This window comes from Streptomyces sp. NPDC041713 (assembly GCF_055591085.1).
Genome location: NZ_JBVIZY010000001.1, coordinates 820,529 through 841,534 on the forward strand (window position 1 = coordinate 820,529; position 21,006 = coordinate 841,534).

Here is a 21,006-nt window from a genome sequence, read left to right on the forward strand (position 1 = left end):
CCCGTGGTCGACCTCAACCCTCTCCACTACATCAACAAGTTCAACCACATGGCCGGCGACAACATGGCCAGCATGATGGAGTTCCTCGGGATCTCCGACCCGGCCGTGGACCCGGACGGGGTCCGGGAGATCGCCAAGAAGTGGCGCTCCCTGGCCAAGGCTGTGGACGCCTCCGTCAAGGACGCGGAAGCCGCGCTGCGGGACGTGACCTGGGAGGGCAAGACCGCCACCGCCTTCAACAAGCGGGCCAAGAAGACCCGTTCTCAGGCGACGAGCATGGCGGACTCGCTGCGCGACGGCGCCGACGCCCTGGACAAATACGCCGACGAAGCGAACGAACTGCTCACCGAACTCAACGTCATCATCGTCGAGATCATCGAAGTGGAGATGGCCGGCCTGGCCCTTTCCGTCCTCACCGGTGGCGCCTCCGCGGTCGTCGGGAGCCTCGCGGCGGGCGCGCGCTTCGCGAGGGTCATGGCCCTCATCGGCCGCATCGAACACGCCGGCACCGCGATGGCCCGCACCATCCGCGCGGTCCTCGAGGTCATCCGTGGCCTGCGCCGGGCACTGAAGGCCCTCAAGGAGATCAAGACGATCGCGCGGATCGGCAAGATGGCGGGCGAGGGCGCGAAGTTCGCCGCGCTCGACACGCTGCTGCAGGATCCCTCCACCTTCAAGGACCCCGGGAAACTGGCGGAGACCCTCGCGCTGGGCGCGGCACTCGGCGTCGGCCTGGGCAGCCTCGGCACGCTGCTCGGCAAGGGCCTCGGCAAACTCAGACCCAAGGACCTGGCGAAGCTGCGCGGCGCCATGAAGCTCAACTGCGCCTCCTTCGAACGGCTTTCCCTGCGACCCGGCTTCGACAAGCTGCCCGCCTCGGTGCGTAACGCGCTCAAGAGGTTCGTCCGCGACCCGATCGACGTGGCGACCGGCGACATGGCGCTGACTCGCACCGACGTCCGGCTGCCCGGTGTCCTCCCCCTCCTCTTGGAGCGCACCCACGTCTCCTCCTACCGCTTCGGCGGCTGGTTCGGCCCGTCCTGGGCCTCCACCCTGGACCAGCGGGTCCAGGCCGACGAAGACGGTTTCATCTACGCCGCCGCCGACGGCGCCCGGCTCTGTTTCCCCGTGCCGGACGCCGACACCGGCGAGACGGTCCGCCCCGAGACGCCGGGATCACGCCTGACCTTGTCCTGGGTCGACGGATTCGACGGCGCGATATGCGTCACCGATCCCGAGAGCGGCCTCGCCCAGGTCTTCCACAGCCCGGTCCCCGCCGCCGCGGGCGAAGCGGTCGACGTCCCGCTCCAGTACGTACAGGACCGCAACGGCAACCGGATCACCATCGAGTACGACGAGGGCGACATCCCCGCGGCGGTGTCCCACTCCGGCGGCTACCGCATCGCCCTCGACCGCGACGAGAACGACTCCCGCATCACGTCCCTGCGCCTCCTCGACCCCGCGGATCCGTCCGCCCCCGGCACGACCCTCCTCACCTTCGGGTACGACGAGTCCGGCCACCTGACCGAGGAGACCAACTCCTCGGGCCTGCCGATGCGTTACACCTACGACTCCGAGGGCCGCATCACCTCCTGGACCGACCGCAACGACACGACGTACTGGTACGAGTACGACACCCACGGCCGAGTGACTGCCACCGGCGGCACGGGCAACGCCCTCGCCTCCACCCTCACCTACGAGACCGCCACACGCACCACACGCGTGACGGACTCACTGGGCCACGTCCGCGTCTACGAACACAACGACGCGTTCCGCCTGATCCGGGAGACGGATCCGTTGGGGCATGTGACGGAGCAGGAGTGGGATGGGGACCTTCGACTGGTAGCCACCACCGACGAGTTGGGCCGGACAACCCGCTACGCGTACGACCGGAACGGGCACCTGAACCGTGTGATGCGGCCGGACGGCATGGACACTTCCGTCGAGTTCGATGAGTCGGGCCACCCGGTACTCACGATTGAACCGGACGGCTCCCGCTGGACTCGGGAGTACGACAGCATCGGCAACCCGGTGGCCGTCACCGATCCCGCGGGCCGCACCACACGCTTCGCCTATGACTCGGTGGGCGGCCTCGCGACGGTCACGGACACGCTTGGGCACACGGTCTGGGTCCGCTGTGACGGCGCGGGGCTGCCGCTCGCGGTGACGAACGAGCTGGGGGCGGTCAACACCTATGAGAGGGACCCGTTCGGACGCCTCATCACCCTGATCGACCCGCTCGGCGCGCGAACCCGCTTGGAGTGGACCGTCGAGGGCAGACCTGCCCGGCGCATCACCGCCGACGGCGCACAGGAGACGTGGCTCTACGACGGTGAGGGCAACTGCACGCGCCACACAGACGCGAACGGCGGTGTCGCCCGCTTCGAGCACATCTGCTTCGACCTCCTTGCGGCGCGCACGAGTGTCGACGGGGCGCGCCACTCCTTCACCTACGACAGCGAACTGCGGCTCACCACAGTCACCAACCCACAGGGACTGACGTGGGACTACGAGTACGACGCCGCAGGCCGCCTCGTCGCCGAGTCGGACTTCGACGGACGTCGGCAACGCTACACACATGATGCGGCAGGCCAACTGATCCACCGGACGACCCCGCTGGGCGAAGTGATCCGCTACCGGCGCGACGCGTCCGGACAGGTGACGCGGAAGGACGCCGCCGGGAGGATCACCGACTTCACATACGACGTCGGGGGCCGCATACTGCGCGCGGCGTCGCCGGGCGCGGTCGTCGAATGGAGCTGGGACGAGAAGGGACTGCTGGGCGCGGAGACGGTCGCCGGCAGGGAACTGAGCTACGCCTACGACGAACTCGGCCGCCGCACACACCGCAGGACGCCGTCCGGAGCGGTGAGCACATGGACGTACGACGCGGTCGGCAACCGCACCGAGCTGACAACGGGCGGGCGCCGTCTGCGCTTCGAGCACGATGAGACGGGCCGCGAGGTCACCAGGCGCATCGGCGACAGTCTCACGTTCACCCACACCTTCGACGAGACGGGCCGCCTGCGCGCCCGGTCTGTCGAGGGCACGGACGGACGCGGGATCCAGTCGCGTACCTATCGATACCGCAGGGACGGCCACCTGACAGGTATCGAGGAGCCGGTGAGCGGACCCCGCGACTTCGAGCTCGATGCGGTCGGCCGGGTGACGGGTGTCAGCGCCCAGGGGTGGCGCGAGACGTACGCGTACGACGCGGGAGGCAACCAGACGCACGCCTCCTGGCCCGCCACGCAGCCGCTCCAAGAGGCACAGGGGCAGCGCGAGTACGCCGGAACCACGCTCCTGAGGGCTGGAGGCATCCGGTACGAGTACGACGCCGCGGGCCGCGTCGTGCTGCGTCAGAAGACCCGCCTGTCGCGCAAACCGGACACGTGGCGGTACGTCTGGGACGCGGAGGACCGGCTCACGTCGGTCATCACTCCGGACGGGACTCGATGGCGGTATACCTATGACCCACTCGGGCGGCGTATCGCCAAGGAACGGCTCGCCGGTGACGGGGAGCAGGTCGCGGAGCGTGTCGACTTCACCTGGGACGGCACGACGCTGTGCGAACAGACCACGACGGGTGGGAACTTCCCTTCTCCCGTCACGCAGACGTGGGATCACGACGGGGTGCGTCCGCTGGCCCAGACAGAACGCATCGCGGGGCTGTCGCAGGAACGGGTGGACGAACGTTTCTACGCCATCGTCACCGACCTCGTCGGCACCCCGACGGAACTGGTCGATGAGAGCGGGGACATCGCGTGGCGCACGCGCTCCACCCTCTGGGGCACCACGACGTGGGCCGCCGACAGTGCCGCGTACACGCCGCTGCGCTTCCCGGGCCAGTACTTCGATCCGGAAACGGGCCTGCACTACAACTACTTCCGGTACTACGACCCGAGCACGGGCCGCTACCACTCCCCGGACCCCCTGGGACTGCGTCCCGCGGACAACGCCTTCACGTACCCGCACAATCCGTGCACCTGGTCGGACCCGCTCGGTCTCGCACCGGAGTGCGGCGACGCCGATGTCCCGCCTAGCAATTGGGTGCCGGACGAGAACTACTCGCCGGAGGACATCGCACGTCGCATCGCGGGCAACGATGATCGCAAGAAATGGCTCGCGACCCCGGATGACATCCATAAACTGGTGGACGATATCGTCAAAAACCCCAATAAGGAACAGCGTTACACCGGACCGGCGGGCAAGCGTGTGGCCGACTTCTATCGCGGCGGGAATTCACGTGCCGGGCAGCGGTGGAAGGGCCAGCCCATTTATGACAACGGAGATCCGTTCAGCCAGGCGCGAGTCGTGGTGGACCGAGACGGCAACATCGCCTATTTCGGCAGACGCAAGGACGGCTCACACAACTACGACCAGGTCTTGCCGTACCCTTGGGCGAAGGCCCAGCCGCGATCCGGATAGACAAGACCCCGGCCTCGCTCACTCTGCAAGAAGCACACATCGAGAAACACACTCTAGGGAATGGCGTGCGGGACGAAGAACTGGCGAATTCACTGGCCGAGGCCGGCCTGCGCTATCTGGGAATGGTGGACGCCTCCGCCCCGCTGATGCCTCCCTGCCTCGCCTTCCTCGCGGATTCCGTGGAAACCGACGGCCAGGAATGGGCTGTGAGCGTGGAATCCGACGAGCCTGACCTGCTGGAAAAGGTGGATCACGGATGGTACTTGCTCAGTGCCGACCAAGGACTTTTCCCGATGGACAGCCCGGAGTTCCTGATCGCCGTCGGTGACACGGAAGCGGTGCCCGGCGAACCCTTGAGGTGGGCAAGGGTGGCTCTGACCGGGCACACCGACATCGCGGGCGCCGGTGCCGAGGCGCGGGCGACGGGGCGCGGAGCGGGCCACATCGACTTCGCGATGCTCTCCCTCGACGGCACCGTCGTCGTACGAGGAGTGGAAGGACGGGAGTGGACGGACTGCGTCCTTCTGAAAGACCCGCACCGCCTCCCGGCGATGCGGGAACTCGGCACCCGCATGGCCGCGTCGCCCGAGACGCCGCAGGACACCCGGGAAGCCCTGGAGCGCTGGCTGCGACACACGGCCGTCGACTGACGGACGAGGTGAGGTGCCGGCGACCTGATGCACGAGACCGAGGGCATCCGGTCGCCCATGTCGCTGCCGAGATGGGCGGCCGCGATGGAGGCCCAGCAGGCACTCTTGACCAGTAGTCGCCTGCTGTGAACGGTCAGCCGGGCATCACGGTGGGACACGAAGACCTCCGTGTGGTGTGTTCCTGGACAGCTCCACCACACCGGAGGTTTCGCCATGATCAAGCCCGGCCGGTGTCAACAACACTCGTGATCAATACGCCTAGGCGTCGCACTCCAGCACCGTCCGGCACAACGTGCACCGCACCCGCATCCGCCCCCGCGCCGGCACCCGGATCCGCTGGTGGCAGGTGGGACAGGGAAAGGTCACCTTGAGAACCCCCGCCTCCACCGAGAACGAGTAACCCCCACCCCCGGGACGGCCCGCACCCCCACCCCCAAGACCGCCTCCACCCCCAACACCGCCCCCACCCTCCCGCGCGGCCCGCCGCTCCTTCGCGTACCGCCGCCGCCCCGCCCATCCCGCCGCCGTCAGCGGCGGCTGCCGCTCGTCGAGGCGGGCGCGCGCGAGCCCCTCGGTGTACGCCGTGTACGCCTGCGCGCTGGTGAACCAGGTCTCCGGGGCCTCGCCGAAGGCCGACGCCCGCTTGGCCAGGACGTAGCCGAACTCCTCCGGGGTGAGGTAGCCGAGCTTCTGGGAGGACGCGCCGTCCTCGCGATAGGCGTCGAGCAGCAGCCACCCCGCCCCGAGATACGTCGTGGCCGTGTCGGTCAGGATCTCGTTGTCGCGCGTGCCGGGGAACGACAGGTCCAGCCGGTGCAGATAGACGTGCATGACCTCGTGGGCGAGGGCCGCGCCGATGTCCCTGCGGTGCGTGCGGAAGCGGTCGTTGAGCTCGACGAAGTACTCGGGCCCCGCGGCGAGTTCGACGTACGCGGCGTGCTCCATGGCGCGGAATCCGACGATCATCCGGGCGTCGGGCAGGCGCAGGTGCCGGACCATCTCGCGGGCGACCCGCTGCACGCCGATGTACAGGTCGTCCTCGTCGCCGAAGGCCACGTCGGCGGGGGCGACGCTGGTGTCGAAGGTGTGGACGGTGTCGTACGAGAGGCGTTTGTAGAGCGCGGTGACGGCGGCGCGCACCGTCTCCAGGTGGGGGAAGCCGTGCACGACTGGACCGCCGCCGACCGCCACGTCCGTACCTCCTGACGCCACCCCGTCGGGCCGCTCAACTCGCCTCCACTGTACGGGCGGTGGCGGCGCGGGGGAGGACCTCGTGCGGGGGAGGGCGACGCCTGCGCGCGCGCATCTGGACATGCCGTGGCCGGAAACCGCCCCTTGTCCTGAGCGGACACCGATCTCCATAATCCGCAACAACGCTTTGGCGGGCTCATGCCATCCACGCGTCTTCCGTGCGGAAGGACGGGCCCGTCACGCGTGCATCCCCCCACGAACCCCCCACGAAGGGAAGTCAGTTGAAGACCAAGCTGCGTGGAGTGAAGAGAGCCGTCACCCTCGGTGCGATCGCTCTGGCCACCGTCAGCCTTCAGCCCGTCGCCGCCTCGGCGGCACCCCACCCGGGCCCCCAGCCGGGTGAGAGCGTGGTCGGCGGCACCCCCGCCGAGCAGGGCGAATTCCCGTTCATGGTCCGTCTGTCGATGGGCTGTGGCGGCGCGCTGTACGCCAAGGACGTCGTGCTGACCGCCGCGCACTGCGTCGACGGCTCCGGCGACAACACGAGCATCACCGCCACCGGCGGCGTCGTGGACCTGGAGAGCCCCGACGCGGTCAGCGTGAAGTCCACCAAGGTCCTGCAGGCGCCCGGCTACGACGGCAAGGGCAAGGACTGGGCGCTCATCAAGCTGGCCGAGCCGATCGACCAGCCCACGCTGAAGATAGCCAAGGACGCCACGTACAACGAGGGCGACTTCACCATCGCGGGCTGGGGTGCCGACAAGGAGGGCGGCGACCAGCAGCGCTACCTCCTGAAGGCGACCGTCCCGTTCGTCAGCGACGCCGACTGCCAGGCCGCGTACGGCGACGACCTGACGCCCGGCGAGGAGCTCTGCGCCGGCAAGCTCGCCGAGGGCGGCACGGACACCTGCCAGGGCGACTCCGGCGGGCCCATGTTCCGCAAGGACGAGGCCGGCGAGTACGTGCAGGTCGGCATCGTCAGCTGGGGCAACGGCTGCGCGCGGCCGAAGTTCCCCGGCGTCTACACCGAGGTCTCGACCTTCGCGGCGGACATAGAGAAGGCGGCGTCGGAGCTCTGACCGGGCCCGTACGACCGCCCACCTGAACGACCCCCGGCGCGGGGCGCCCGCTTCATGTGGCGCCCCGCGTCGTCGCGTCGGTCCGGAGGCCGGCAGGCGCCCGTTGCCGTCGCGTTAGTCCAACACCTGTCCCTCCTTTGTCCATGGGCGCACCGGCACCGGCCGCCGCATCGTGAGCGGCACGAATCCAGTCCCACGTCCGTCCCATGGAGGGGTGCCCCATGCCGCCGTCAGACACGACCGGACCGAGCCGCAGAACGGTGGTCGCGACGGGCGCGATCGCCGGAATGGGCGTCGCCGTCGGAGCGGGCGGCAGCGCCTTCGCCGCGTCCTCCTCGATCCCCGCGGGGCGCGCGGCGGGCGCGGCGGTGTTGCGCTCGGCCGACCTGGACGTGCGCGTCGCCACCGCCTTCCCGAGCGTCGTCTCGTACACCGACCGCGCGAGCGGCGCCGTGCTGCACGGCCGGGCGGCGGGCGCCGTCACCACGGTCCTGATCGACGAGGCGGAGCACACCCCGAAGGTCACCGCGAAGGCCTCCGGCCGCCGCATCGCGTACGTGCTCACCTTCGACGGCGGCACCCGGATCGACGTCGAGATCGCGGTCGCGGGCCGGCAGGTCCACTGGCGGGTCACGAAGATCGCGGACACGGCGGCGCTGCGCGTCGGCACCCTGCGCATCCCCGGCCTCGCCCTGCTCTCGGTCCGCGACGACCAGCCCGGCGCCGCCCTCCTCGCCGCCAAGGTGCAGCTGGACAAGGCCAAGAGCGGCGACACCCTCGTACGCCCCGCCGCCGGCACCCCCGCCGAGGCACCCGTCGGATGCGCGTACGCCGTCGTGGCGCACGACCGGCTCGGCGGCGCGATCGAGACGAACACCGTCTACGACAAGCCCACCTCGGAGGCGGGCACCACCTGGGAGAACGGCCGTCTGTGGCGCGAGACGGTGCGGGACGGCGACCGCGTGGAGGCCCGCCTGACCCCTGGCCAGTGGACGCACCGGGCGGCGACCGCCCCGGTCGGCGCCACCGAGCCCCTCCCGTACGCCACCGTCGTGATCACCGGCGACCGCAACGGCGACGGCGTCGTCGACTGGCAGGACGCCGCCATCGCCTTCCGCGACATCATGGTGACCCCGCTCGGCGCCGACGAGCAGCACCTGCGGGTCGTCCCGCACATCCCGTTCAACTTCGCCTCGCAGGCCACCAACCCGTTCCTCGCCACGCTCGACGACGTCAAGCGGATCCATCTGGCGACCGACGGCCTGCGGCAGTACACGCTCCTCAAGGGCTACCAGTCGGAAGGGCACGACTCAGCCCACCCCGACTACGCGGACAACTACAACACCCGCGCGGGCGGCCTCGACGACCTGAACACCCTGGTCCACGAGGGCAAGAAGTGGAACAGCGACTTCAGCGTGCACGTCAACGCCACCGAGTCCTACCCCGTCGCCCACGCCTTCTCCGAGAAGCTCGTCGACAAGAGCGACGAGCAGTGGGACTGGCTCGACCAGAGCTACCGCATCGACCAGCGCCGCGACCTGGTCTCCGGCGACATCATCAAGCGCTTCGCCGACCTGCGCGCGCAGACGGACCGGGGCCTCAACGCCCTCTACATCGACGTGTTCCGCGAGTCGGGCTGGACCTCCGACCGCCTCCAGCGCGCCTTCCGCGACCAGGGCTGGACCATCGCGTCGGAGTGGGGCCACGGCTTCGAGCGGTCCTCGCTCTGGTCGCACTGGGCCACCGAGACCGACTACGGCGGCGACACCTCGCGCGGCATCAACTCCCGACTCATCCGCTTCGTCCGCCACCACCAGAAGGACGTCTTCGCCGACAAGTGGCCCACCCTCCTCGGCGTCGCCCGCATGGGCAACTTCGAGGGCTGGGTCGGCAAGACCGACTGGCACGCCTTCTACGACCTGATCTGGACCCACTCACTGCCCGCCAAGTACCTCCAGGCCAACCCCGTCAAGAGCTGGGGCGAGCACGAGATCACCTTCTTCGGGGACGGGGCGACCGCGGTCTCCGACGCCACCGGCAAGCGGCGCATCACCACCGGCGGACACGTCGTCTACGAGGACGGCCGCTATCTGCTGCCGTGGGAGCCCCGCAAGGCACACGATCCCGCCAAGCTGTACCACTACAACCCGGCCGGTGGCAGCAGCAGTTGGCAGCTGCCGCGCGGCTGGGCGCGCCGCTCCCGGGTGGCGCTGTACCGCCTCACCGACCAAGGGCGCGTCTTCGAGTCGTACGTCTCCGTGGCGGGCGGAAAGGTCACGCTCAAGGCCGACCCCCAGCAGCCCTACGTCCTGTACCGCGAGCGCGCCGCCGCCCTGCCCGACCCGAAGTGGGGCCAGGGCACCCCGCTGCACGACCCCGGCTTCCACTCCGGTTCCCTGAAGGGCTGGCAGGTCAGCGGCCCCGCCACGGTGAAGCTCAGCGCCCTCGGCGACCACGAACTGGTCATCGGCGCGGGCGGCGCCGCCGCGGTCGGACAGCGGCTCGCCCGGCTTCGGGCCGGCACGTACGTCGCCTCCGTGCAGGTCGAGGTCGGCGAGAAGCCGGGGGAGCGGCGCAAGGCCTCCCTGGAGGTGCGCACCGCCGACGGCGTCACCGCCGCCAACTTCACCGAGACCTCGACCGCGGGCAACTACGTCGCCGCCGACCGCAAGCACGGCACCCGTTTCCAGCGCATGTTCACGTACTTCACCGTCCCCGAGGGCGGCGGCACGGCCCGGCTGACCCTGCGCGCCGAGGTGGGCCAGGCGCGCGTGCGCTTCGACAACGTACGGATCACGGCCACCGCCCGCCCGGCGAAGCGCCCCCGCGCCACCCTCGCCTACGAGGACTTCGAGCATGTCCCGCAGGGTTGGGGCCCCTTCGTGAAGGGCGACGCGGGCGACGTCACCGACCCGCGCACCCACATCGCCCAGCGCCACGCCCCCTTCACCCAGCGCGGCTGGAATGGCAAGGCGATCGACGACGTCGTCGACGGCACCAACTCCCTGAAGTCACGCGGCGAGAACACCGGCCTGGTGTACCGCACGGTCCCGCACACCGTCCGCTTCACCCCCGGCAAGCGCTACCGCGTCTCCTTCCGGTACGAGAACGAGAAGGCGGGCCAGTACGCGTGGATCACCGCCACCGACGAGCCGGCACCCCGCGAACTGGAGCGCAGGGAACTGCCGGTGGCGACCGAACCCACCACCCTCGTCCACGAGTTCACCGCACCGGAGCTGGGCGAGGCCTGGGTGGGCCTGCGCAAGACCGGTGACGACGGCACGGCGGAGTTCGTGCTCGACGCGTTCGAGGTCACGGAGGTCTGAGGAGCCGCACGCGACGGAGCCCGCCCCTGGGAAGGGTCGGGCTCCGCCGCGTCGCCCACCGGCTCAGGCCAACTCGACCCGCTCCCCGCCCTCCTCAAGCTCAAGCACCCACACCTCGTTGGCGCCCGCCCGCAGGACGGGACCCGGCACGTACAGCGACGTCTGCGGGCCCGCCGACCAGTAGCGGCCCAGGTTGAAGCCGTTGACCCACACGAACCCCCGTGTCCAGCCCGGGAGTTCGAGGGACGCGTCACCGGGGGAGTCGACTTCGACCGTGCCCCGGTACAGGCCGGGGCGGCCGTCTCCGGGGGCGGTCGCCGGGAGCTGACGTACCGTCGCGGCGTCGTCGAACGCGTCCAGGCGCAGGCCCCGCGCCCGCACCCCGTGCAGGTACTGCCGTTCGTGCAGGATCCCCCCGGTGATGCCCTTCGGCTCGCCCGTGCGCGGGCCGTAGTTGACCCTCCCCAAGGACTCCACCCACAGCTCAACATGCGCGGGACCGGCGACTGGGGTGAGCAGGGTGGGGGTGCCCTCGGTGAGGACACCGGCGCGCACGCCGTCCACGTACACCACCGCCCGGTCCCGAAGGCCCCGCACGCTCAGCGGGTACGGTTCGCGCGGGCCCGGCACGGTCACGGCGTACCGCACCAGGCCGCGGTCCACGTCGAGCTCCTCGAAGGTGGGCGGCACGGCGTGCTCCGACTCGGGGGTGCCGAGGGCGTCGAGGACCGCCTCCAGGGGGGACCACTCGGTGAGGTCCGCCCAGGCGGGGGAGGTGAGCGCGGGGAGCGGCGGGGGCGGATCGGGCAGCGGGGCGGACGCGTACGGGGCGAGGACCTCGCGGAAGGCCCAGAACTTGGCGGTGGCGCGGCCGCGTTCGTCGACGGGAGCGTCGTAGTCGTACGACGTGACGTCGGGCTGCAGCTCCCCGTCGTGCAGCGCGCCGCCGCCCCGGTTGGCCCCGGCCCAGCCCGCGAAGCTCGTGCCGCCGTGCGCCATGTACAGGTTCACCGACGCCCCGCACTCCAGGATCTCCCGCAGCGCCGCCGCCGCGTCGTCCGCGTCCCGCGCGACGTGGTCGGCGCCCCAGTGGTCGAACCAGCCGCACCAGAACTCCATGCACATCAGCGGGGACCGGGGCCGGTGCCGGCGCAGCGCGGCGAACGCCGTGCGGGCCCCCGAGCCGAAGTTGGCCGTCGCCAGGACGCCCGGGACCGAGCCGCCGGTCAGCATGTGGTCCTCGGGGCCGTCCGAGGTGAACAGGGGCACGCTCACGCCCTCGGCGCGCAACAGGTCGGCGAGGTGGCGCAGATAGACCTGGTCGGAACCGTAGCTGCCGTACTCGTTCTCGACCTGCACCATGATCACCGGGCCGCCGCCGTCCGTCCCGTACTCGCGGGACACGATCTCGGGCAGCAGCCGGCGGAACCAGCGCTCCACGTGCCCCAGGTATTCGGCGTCGCGGGTCCGGGCGCGCGGGCCCACCGCTCCCGTCAGCCAGTGCGGCAGACCGCCGTTCTCCCACTCCGCGCAGATGTAGGGGCCGGGCCGGACGATCGCCCACAGGCCCGCCTCGTGCGCCGCGTCCAGGAACCGGCCCAGCGCCTCCACGTCGCGATAGACGCCGGGACGCGGCTCGTGCAGGTTCCACGGAACGTACGTCTCCACGCAGTTGAGGCCCATCGCACGCAGCATCGCCAGACGGTGACCCCACTGCGCCTCGTGCACCCGGAAGTAGTGCAGCGCACCGGAGAGCAGCCGCACCGGCCGCCCGTCCAGCTCGAAATCGTCCTCGCCGACCCTGAACCCGTTCATCGCGTCCCTTCGCTCACGTACCGCTCGCCCACGATCACCTCTGGCGGGCGGCAGGGTCCATGGACAAAGATCGGGTCCGGTTGGACGCAGCGAGGGGACCGGACGCGTCCGGCGACGCACGAGCAGACCGGACCGGCCGGCACCGGAAGGGACGCACGCGGATGTACCACACGTGGATGCGGTATTTCACCCCGAGCCCGGCCCACCACCGGCTCGGCCTCGCCTGCCTCGGCGTCGGCCTGCAGCACGGGGCGCTGCCGGTCGTCGGGCCGCGCACCCTCGACCACCACGTCGCCGTCGTCATCAGCTCCGGCGGCGGCTGGTTCCGCGCCGCCGACGGGCGCAGGACCACCGTGACCGCGCCCGCCCTGATCTGGCTCACCCCCGGCGTGCGCCACCACTACGGGCCCGACCCGGAGACCGGCTGGGACGAGTGCTTCGTCGACTTCACGGGACCCGCCACCGCCACGTACACCGAGCTCGGATACATCGAGCCGACCCGCCCCGTGGTGCCGCTCTCCGACGCGGCGGGGGCCCGCGCCGCCGTCGCCCGCATCGCCCGCGCGGCCCGGCGCGGCAACCCCCTCCTGGAGGTCGAGACCGGCGCGGCCGTCCACGAACTCCTCGTCGCGCTGCGCCGCGCCCGCGCCGACATCGCCCCCGACGGCGACCCCGTGCTGCAGGCCCTGGCCCGCGACGCCTTCCGGCCGCTGTCCGTCGCCGAGCACGCGGCCCGGCACGGCATGACCCCCGCCGAACTGCGCACCGCCGTGCGGCGCGGCGCCGGCTGCAGCCCCAAGGACTACCTCCTCGGCATCCGCCTGGGCCGCGCCAAGGAACTCCTCGCCGCCACCGAGCTCCCCGTCGCCGCCGTCGCCCGCCGCGTCGGCTACGACGACCCCGCCTACTTCTCCCGGCTCTTCACCCGCCGCGTCGGCATGGCACCCGTCCGCTTCCGCGACCAACAGGGCAGGGCCGTACCCGGCGGCTGGTCCCACCAGATACCGGATCCCGACCACCCGCCGATCCTGCGCTCTTCCGCCGGTGGCGGTCCGGAAGCGGCAACGTAGGCTCGTGGCCCATGACCACCAGCCACACCAGTGACGAGAACCGCGCGAACGGGACCGGAGCCGGCGCCGCCCCCGGGACGAGCGCCCCCGCGCAGGCGGACGAGGCCGTGCGCGCCGAGCTGTCCCGGCTGCGCGACAGCATCGACAACATCGACGCCGCCGTCGTCCACATGCTCGCCGAACGCTTCAAGTGCACCCAGCAGGTCGGCCACCTCAAGGCTGAGCACCACCTGCCGCCGGCCGACCCGTCCCGCGAGGCCCGCCAGATCGCCCGGCTGCGCCAGCTCGCCGAGAACGCCAAACTCGACCCGGCCTTCGCGGAGAAGCTGCTCACGTTCATCATCGCCGAGGTGATCCGCCACCACGAGAGCATCGCGGACAACAGCCCGACCGGCGACGCCCCCAAGGCCTGACGCCGGCCGACGCCGCTCCGGGCACGACCCGCACCGAGGACCCCGTCGGCCGTGCGCCGACGGGGTCCTCGGTTGCCGTCGCCGGGCGTGTGTCCCGGCGTCGGTCGCTCAGCCCGTGCCCGGGCCGGCGTCGCCCACCGTCATGGGGCTCAGGCGTACGCCGCCCAGATCCATGCCGCCCAGGTGCACGACGCCCGAGCCCGGCACCGCGCCGGGGTCCGCCGCCTTCCCGAGACCGGGCAGAGCGCCCGGCTGCTGCGCGGGCTGCTTCGCCGGGTCGGCCATCGAGACCTTCCCGGACTTCATGCACTGGTCGTGGACCGCGGCCGGGTTCAGGGCGTCGACCTTCACGAGCTGCGCGACGCCGATCTGCTCGATGATCTTCTGCACGCTCGCGCACACGGTCTCCAGCATCTTGGCGTCGGGAGCCGCGGGCGCCGTGGGAGCCGTGGGCGGGGGCGGCTCCGCGGCGACGGCGGGACCCGCCACCGCGAGCGGCCCGAAAGCGGCGGCGGCCAGACCGATGCAGGCCAGGGTGGTGCGTGTACGCATGGTTCTCCCTCGAACAGAGCGATTTCCGTCGGTTCTCCCGCCCATTCACCGACCCCGCACGCCGGGCCGCACCCGGGGCACCCCCATTCAGCGGGTCGACCACCACTTCCGGCGTACCGACGGGGCGGCACGGCCCACCGGCCAAAAGCCCTACGCCTGTCCGGGCTCCATCGGGCAGCATGGCCCCATGCCCGTACTGACGCGCGACGAAGCGCAGACCCGAGCCCGGCTCATCGACGTCCACCACTACGCGGTCGAGCTGGATCTGAGCCGGGCGGCCGACCCCGCCCGCGACACCTTCGACTCCCGGACCGTCATCCGGTTCGGCGCCCGCGCCGACGGTGCCACCTTCGTCGAGCTCAAACCCGCCGAACTGCGCTCCGTCAGCCTCGACGGGCAGGCCATCGACCCCGCCGCACTCGTCGACAACCGGCTCGTCCTCGACGGGCTCACCGCGGGCGAGCACGAGCTGCGCGTGGACGCCGCGATGCGCTACTCCCGTACCGGCGAAGGCATGCACCGGTTCACCGACCCCACCGACGGCGAGACGTACACCTATACGCAGCTGTTCATGGAGGACGTGCAGCGCGTCTTCGCCGCCTTCGACCAGCCCGACCTGAAGGCCGTCTTCGAGCTGACCGTCACCGCACCCGACGGCTGGACCGTACTCGCCAACGGCGTCACCGAGGACACCGGCGGCGGCACGTGGCGGGCCGCCGCCACCCCGCGCATCTCCACCTACCTCGTCGCCGTCGCCGCGGGCCCCTGGCACTCCGTGCGCACCGAGCACCGCGGCCTGCCCTTCGGCATCCACTGCCGCCGCTCGCTCGCCCCCTTCCTGGACGCCGACGCCGACGAGATCCTCGACGTCACGCGCGCCTGCTACGACCGCTACCACGAGAAGTTCGACGAGCCCTACCCCTTCGACTCCTACGACCAGGCGTTCGTCCCCGAGTTCAACGCCGGCGCCATGGAGAACCCCGGGCTCGTCACCTTCCGCGACGAGTTCGTCTACCGCTCCGCCGTCACCGACACCGAGCGGCAGACCCGCGCCATGGTCATCGCCCACGAGATGGCCCACATGTGGTTCGGCGACCTCGTCACCCTCACCTGGTGGGACGACATCTGGCTGAACGAGTCGTTCGCCGAGTACATGGGCTTCCAGACCACCGCCGAGGCCACCCGCTTCACGGATCCCTGGACCGACTTCGGCGTCGCCCGCAAGTCCTGGGGGTACGACGCCGACCAGCGCCCCTCCACCCACCCCGTCGCCCCCGACCCCGACGCCGTGCCCGACACCGCGTCCGCGATGCTCAACTTCGACGGCATCTCCTACGCCAAGGGCGCCGGCGCCCTGCGCCAACTCGTCGCCTGGCTCGGCGAGAAGGACTTCCTCGCCGGCATCAACACCCACTTCGCCCGGCACAAGTTCGGCAACGCCACCCTCGCCGACTTCATCGACTCCCTCGCCCACGCCACCGACCGCGACGTGCACGGCTGGGCCGAGGCCTGGCTGCGGACCACCGGCGTCGACACCCTCACCCCGAAGGTCGGCCACACCGGACGCACGTGGCACCTCACCGTCGACCGCGCCGCCGGGCCCGGAGCCGACGGGCGGGAAGGCGTCGGACGGCCCCACCGCATCGCCGTCGGCGTCTACGACCGCGACCTCTCCGACGGCCGCGCCCTCGTCCTGCGCGAACGCTTCGAGACGGACGTCCCCGCCACCGGCGACATCACTCGCGACGGCGGCCGCCCCGCCCTCGTCGTCCTCAACGACCTGGACCTCACCTACGCCAAGATCCGCCTCGACGAGACGTCCGAGGAGGTCGTCCTGCGCGGCATGTCCGGCGTACCCGACGCCCTCACCCGCGCCGTCCTGTGGAACAGCCTGCGCGACATGGTCCGCGACGGCGAACTGACCGTCGGCGACTACCTGTCGACCGCGAGCGCCCACCTTCCCGAGGAGACCGACCTCGCCCTCGTGCAGGGCGTCCTCGCCTTCGCCACCACCCACATCGCGCACCGCTACGCCACCCCCGAGGAGCGGCCCGAGGCCCTCGCGCTCCTCGGCGAACTCTGCCGCGACCTGATCCGCCGCACCGAGGACGGCTCCCACCCCGGCCTGCGCCTCACCGCGGTCCGCGGCGCCATCGACGTCGCCACCCAGGCCGGACCGCTCCAGGCCTGGCTGCGGGAGGGCACCGTGCCCGGCGGACCCGAGCTCGACCCCGAGCTGCGCTGGCGCGCCCTCGCCCGGCTCGCCGCGCTCGACGCCACCGACGAGGCCACCATCGCCGCCGAGCTGGCCGCCGACCCGAGCGCCACCGGCCGCGAGGGCGCGGCGCGCTGCCGGGCCGCGCTGCCCGACGCCGACGCCAAACGCACCGCGTGGGAGGCCATGTTCGCCACGGACGACCTCTCCAACTACCTGTTCACCGCCACCGCGCAGGGCTTCTGGCAGGCCGAACAGGCCGACCTCGTACGGGAGTACGTGCCGCGCTTCTTCGAGGACGCCGTCTCCCTCGCCGCCCGCCGGGGACCCGCCATGGCCGAGGCGGCGGGACGGTACGCCTTCCCGCTGCCGTTCGTGGACGAGGAGACCCTCCGGCTCGGCGAGCGCTGCCTGCGCGACGCCGACCCCACTCCCGCCCTGCGCCGCAAGCTGGTCGACCAACTCGACGACCTGGCACGGGCGTTGCGGGTGCGGGAGGCGGGGCGCGAGGCGGCACGCGAGGGGTGAGAACGCGTCCGGGGGCGTAGGGCCACGCGCCTGCGCCCCCGGCTCCCCATGGCGCCCCTAGGGCGCGCCCTCAGGCAGGGACGAAGACGTCCTCGTGGGCCCCGTCGAGGATGAACCCGTTGTCGAAGCGGACCCGCACGCTCACCCGAGGCCCCCGCTCCTGGAAGGCCGCCCACGCGGGCTCCAGAGCGGCGACCTTCTCTTCGAGCTGCCTCCTGCTCTCCGTGGGCATCCCGGCCCCATAGGCGTCGAGCAGCGACTTGAGCCGCTCGTACTCGCGCACGTCGTCGCCCTCGTCCTGGTGCCCGACCACCTGCTCGACCGTCCCGCCGACGCCCGCCGCCAGGGACAGGAACCCGACGACGACCCCCGACACCTCGGCCGTATCCGTCAGCCGGGTGTCCGCCGCCAGCACCACCCGCTGGCCCGCCCTCAGAGTCATCCGCTCCCCTTCTCCGCAGCGCCGGCCCACTCGAACCCGCCGAACGATCACTACATCACACGGGCCACGAGAGCTGCGGCAGACCCTGGCACGCCCACCGCCCTTCCGCCGGGCCCGCCCTAGCACCCCCGCCACCCCGCCACGCCCCCTTCACGCGGGCCGTACCACTTTCGGGTTCCCTCGCGCCGGTATCCGGGCGCACCGCCCGCGCCGCCGTACAGGCTGGTGCCCCCGTACGCGCGGACCCGAAGGACACGCCCCATGAGCACCCCGCCGCCCGGCACCCCGCCGCCCCTCGCCGGAGGCGCCCGAGGACCCGACGCCCTGCGGCCGTTGCTCGCCGCCGCCCTCGACGCCCTCGGCACGGGGGCGGCCGCCCGCCGCGGACCCCTGCCCGCGGGCGGCCCCGAAGCCGTCGCCGCCCGCGTCCGCGCCGCCGCCGAACCGATCCTGCCGGAGCGCGGCACCGGCCCCGACGCGGCCCTGCGCGCCCTCGTCCACACCCTCGCCGAGGGCGCCGCCGACCCCGCGGAACCGCTCTGCGCCGCCCATCTGCACTGCCCGCCGCTGGCCGTCGCGGCCGCCGCCGACCTCGCCGCCTGTGCCCTCAACCCCTCCATGGACTCCTGGGACCAGGCGCCCGCCGCGACCGCGCTCGAAGCGCTCGTCACCCGCGCGCTGGCCGCCGAGATCCACCGCGGCGGCGACGCCCTCGTCACCACCGGCGGCACCGAGGCCAACCAGCTCGCCCTCCTCCTCGCCCGCGAGAGCCCGGCGAGCCACGGGCCCGTACGCCTCCTCGTCGGCGAGAACGCCCACCACTCGCTGGCCCGCGCCGCCTGGCTGCTCGGCCTGCCCGACCCCGTCGTCGTCCCCGCACCCGCCGGCACCCTGGACCCCGCCGCGCTCGACGAGGCGCTCACCGAACTCGGCGGCCCCGCCGGAACGTTCCTCGTCGCCGCCACCGCGGGCACCACCGACGCCGGACTCATCGACCCCCTCGACGAGATCGCCGACCTGTGCGCGCGCCACGGCGCCCGCCTCCACGTCGACGCCGCCTACGGCGGAGGGCTCCTCTTCAGCGCCACCCGCAGGGAACGGCTGCGCGGCCTGGAGCGGGCCGACACCGTCGCCCTCGACCTGCACAAACTCGGCTGGCAGCCTGCCGCGGCCGGCCTCATCGCCGTCCGCGACCCACGCGACCTGCACCCCCTCGCCCACCGCGCCGACTACCTCAACGCCGACGACGACACCGAGGCGGGGATGCCCGACCTCCTCGGCCGCTCCCTGCGGACCACCCGGCGCCCCGACGTACTGAAGATCGCCGTCACCCTCAAGGCCCTCGGCCGCACCGGACTCGGCGCGCTCGTCGACCAAGTCTGCGACCAGGCCCAGGAGTTCGCCGAGACCATCGACGCGCATTCCGGCTTCGAGCTGTACGACACCCCCGCCATCAGCACCGTCCTGTTCCGTCCCGCCGACACCACCGACGACCGCGTCGCCCACGTCCGCAGAAGCCTGCTCACCGAAGGCACCGCCGTCCTCGGCCGCGCCGAACTCGACGGCCGCCGATGGCTCAAGGCCACCCTCCTCAACCCGCACACCCGGCCCGGCGACCTCGCCGCACTCCTCAAACTCGTCGAGGAGTGCGACGCCGCAGCCACCGCCGACGCCGCAGCCACCGCCGACGACGCGACCGCCGCCGCCCGCGCCACCCCCCACCCCGTGGAAGGAACCACCCCCCGATGACCGGCACACCCGACCACCCCGGCCCCCAGCCGCTCACCACCCCCGACGCGCCCCGCGACCTGGTCGGCATCGGCATCGGCCCGTTCAACCTCTCCCTGGCCGCCCTCGCCCAGCCCCTCGGCGAACTCGACACCGCCTTCTACGAACAGCGCCCCGACTTCCAGTGGCACCCGGGCCTCCTCATCGACGGCGCCACCCTCCAAGTCCCCTTCCTCGCCGACCTGGTCACCCTCGCCGACCCCACGAGCCCCTGGTCCTTCCTCAGCTACCTCAAGACCCGCGAACGGCTCTACCCCTTCTACTTCGCCGAGCGCTTCCACATCCGCCGCGCCGAGTACGACGCCTACTGCCGCTGGGTCAGCGAGAACCTCCCCGCACTCCACTTCGGGCACCAGGTCGACGCCGTCCGCTGGAACCCCGAACGCGACGTCTTCGAGGCCGACTTCACCCAGCTCGACGCCGACGGGGAGGCCGAGGCCCTCGGCCGCACCTACACGCGGAACATCGCCATCGGCGTCGGCACCGCCCCCCACGTCCCCGAACCCCTCAAGCCGCTCGCCGAGGCGCCCGCCGTCCCCGTCATCCACTCCGCGGACTACCTCCACCACCGCGACCTGCTGCTCTCCGCCGACCACGTCACCGTCGTCGGCTCCGGGCAGTCCGGCGCCGAGATCTTCCTCGACCTGCTGCGCTCCCGCCCCGCGGGACGGGAGAAGATCCACTGGATCGCCCGCACCGAGGCCTTCGCGCCCATGGAGTACTCCAAGCTCGGCCTGGAACATTTCACGCCCGACTACACCCGCTACTTCCACGCCCTGCCCGAGGCGGTACGCGACGGTCTCGTCCCGCACCAGTGGCAGCTCCACAAGGGCATCGACGCCGACACCATCGCCGCCATCCACGACGAGCTCTACCAGCGCACCCTGCACGGCGGCTGGCCCGACGCCGTCCTCACCCCCGGCGTCCGCGTCCGCACCGCGGGCCGCGTCGCCACCACCCGCGTCGAACTCCACCTCGAACACATCCAGCAGGGCACCCGTTCCCGGCTCACCACCGACGCCGTGGTCCTCGCCACCGGCTACCGCGAACGCCCCCTGGACCAGCTCCTCGCCGGGCTCGACCCCTACATCCGCAAGGACGCCTCCGGCCGCCCCCGCGTCGACGAGCAGTACCGCCTCGTCCTCGACCCGTCCGTCACCGGCGCGGTCCACGTGCAGAACGCCGAACGCCACACCCACGGCGTCGGCGCCCCCGACCTCGGCCTCGCCGCCTGGCGCAGCGCCACCATCCTCAACTCCCTGACCGGCAGCACCCCTTACCCGCTGCCCGAGCGCACCGCGTTCACCAGCTTCGGCCTGCGGACCCCCGACGGGCCGAGGGGCGCGGCAGGACGCATCGGCGAACAACGCGGCAACCTCGTCCCCCTCAAGAGCTGACATAAGGGTTGGCGGAAGGGCTGACGAAAGGGCTGCTCATGCGGTGAATTGTCCGGCCCCAAGCGCCGTGACGGCCGTCAATATTCCTTCGAGAAAAGCGTTTCCGGCCGAA

Annotated in this window: 13 protein-coding genes; 9 read left to right on the forward strand and 4 right to left on the reverse strand. The window is 71.9% G+C overall.

The window, feature by feature from the left end; translation table 11 throughout:
- Window positions 1-3: 3 nt before the first annotated feature.
- Entirely contained in the window at window positions 4-4,428 is a 4,425-nt protein-coding gene (locus ACZ6CV_RS03570; protein ID WP_469249280.1) for a DUF6531 domain-containing protein, read from the forward strand.
- Window positions 4,398-5,078 (forward strand): hypothetical protein, encoded by a 681-nt coding sequence (locus ACZ6CV_RS03575; RefSeq protein ID WP_469249281.1) that lies wholly within the window; start codon window positions 4,398-4,400, stop codon window positions 5,076-5,078. Before ACZ6CV_RS03570 ends, ACZ6CV_RS03575 begins: the two co-directional genes overlap by 31 nt.
- Window positions 5,079-5,336: 258 nt before the next feature.
- Here ACZ6CV_RS03575 and ACZ6CV_RS03580 read toward each other — a convergent pair whose 3' ends face one another.
- Window positions 5,337-6,269: a hypothetical protein gene (locus tag ACZ6CV_RS03580; protein ID WP_469249282.1), complete on the reverse strand. Its 933-nt coding sequence runs from the start codon at window positions 6,267-6,269 to the stop codon at window positions 5,337-5,339.
- Between the two features lie 293 nt (window positions 6,270-6,562).
- Here ACZ6CV_RS03580 and ACZ6CV_RS03585 point away from each other — a divergent pair, with 293 nt between their 5' ends.
- Together ACZ6CV_RS03585 and ACZ6CV_RS03590 are read left to right on the forward strand one after the other, a co-directional pair.
- The gene (locus tag ACZ6CV_RS03585) at window positions 6,563-7,348 is read left to right on the forward strand and encodes a S1 family peptidase (protein ID WP_469249612.1); all 786 of its coding nucleotides are present in this window, start codon (window positions 6,563-6,565) and stop codon (window positions 7,346-7,348) included.
- Window positions 7,349-7,569: 221 nt separating this feature from the next.
- Window positions 7,570-10,674: an endo-alpha-N-acetylgalactosaminidase family protein gene (locus tag ACZ6CV_RS03590; RefSeq protein ID WP_469249283.1), complete on the forward strand. Its 3,105-nt coding sequence runs from the start codon at window positions 7,570-7,572 to the stop codon at window positions 10,672-10,674.
- 63 nt (window positions 10,675-10,737) lie between these two features.
- Here ACZ6CV_RS03590 and ACZ6CV_RS03595 read toward each other — a convergent pair whose 3' ends face one another.
- Window positions 10,738-12,489 (reverse strand): glycoside hydrolase family 35 protein, encoded by a 1,752-nt coding sequence (locus ACZ6CV_RS03595; protein ID WP_469249285.1) that lies wholly within the window; start codon window positions 12,487-12,489, stop codon window positions 10,738-10,740.
- A 161-nt stretch (window positions 12,490-12,650) separates the two neighbouring features.
- Between ACZ6CV_RS03595 and ACZ6CV_RS03600 the strand changes: the two genes are divergently transcribed.
- Window positions 12,651-13,559: a helix-turn-helix domain-containing protein gene (locus ACZ6CV_RS03600; RefSeq protein ID WP_362376102.1), complete on the forward strand. Its 909-nt coding sequence runs from the start codon at window positions 12,651-12,653 to the stop codon at window positions 13,557-13,559.
- An 11-nt stretch (window positions 13,560-13,570) separates the two neighbouring features.
- Window positions 13,571-13,972, forward strand: a complete 402-nt coding sequence (locus ACZ6CV_RS03605; protein ID WP_469249286.1) for a chorismate mutase — start codon at window positions 13,571-13,573, stop codon at window positions 13,970-13,972.
- Between the two features lie 108 nt (window positions 13,973-14,080).
- Here the strand turns inward: ACZ6CV_RS03605 and ACZ6CV_RS03610 are convergent, their stop codons facing one another.
- Window positions 14,081-14,524 carry a hypothetical protein gene (locus ACZ6CV_RS03610; protein WP_469249288.1) on the reverse strand — a complete coding sequence of 148 codons (444 nt, stop codon included), beginning with the start codon at window positions 14,522-14,524 and terminating at the stop codon, window positions 14,081-14,083.
- Window positions 14,525-14,711: 187 nt separating this feature from the next.
- On the opposite strand from ACZ6CV_RS03610, the gene pepN reads away from it, so the two are divergent.
- A complete protein-coding gene (pepN, locus tag ACZ6CV_RS03615; protein ID WP_469249290.1) occupies window positions 14,712-17,267 on the forward strand; it encodes an aminopeptidase N in 2,556 nt (851 codons plus the stop codon).
- Window positions 17,268-17,337: 70 nt separating this feature from the next.
- On the opposite strand, the gene ACZ6CV_RS03620 is transcribed toward pepN, so the two are convergent.
- Window positions 17,338-17,709 carry a hypothetical protein gene (locus tag ACZ6CV_RS03620; protein ID WP_469249292.1) on the reverse strand — a complete coding sequence of 124 codons (372 nt, stop codon included), beginning with the start codon at window positions 17,707-17,709 and terminating at the stop codon, window positions 17,338-17,340.
- A 261-nt stretch (window positions 17,710-17,970) separates the two neighbouring features.
- On the opposite strand from ACZ6CV_RS03620, the gene ACZ6CV_RS03625 reads away from it, so the two are divergent.
- On the forward strand, window positions 17,971-19,458 hold the full coding sequence (locus ACZ6CV_RS03625; RefSeq protein WP_469249294.1) for a pyridoxal phosphate-dependent decarboxylase family protein: 1,488 nt from the start codon (window positions 17,971-17,973) through the stop codon (window positions 19,456-19,458).
- Window positions 19,455-20,894, forward strand: coding sequence for a lysine N(6)-hydroxylase/L-ornithine N(5)-oxygenase family protein (locus ACZ6CV_RS03630; protein ID WP_469249295.1), 1,440 nt, complete (start codon window positions 19,455-19,457; stop codon window positions 20,892-20,894). Before ACZ6CV_RS03625 ends, ACZ6CV_RS03630 begins: the two co-directional genes overlap by 4 nt.
- The last annotated feature ends 112 nt before the right edge of the window (window positions 20,895-21,006 follow it).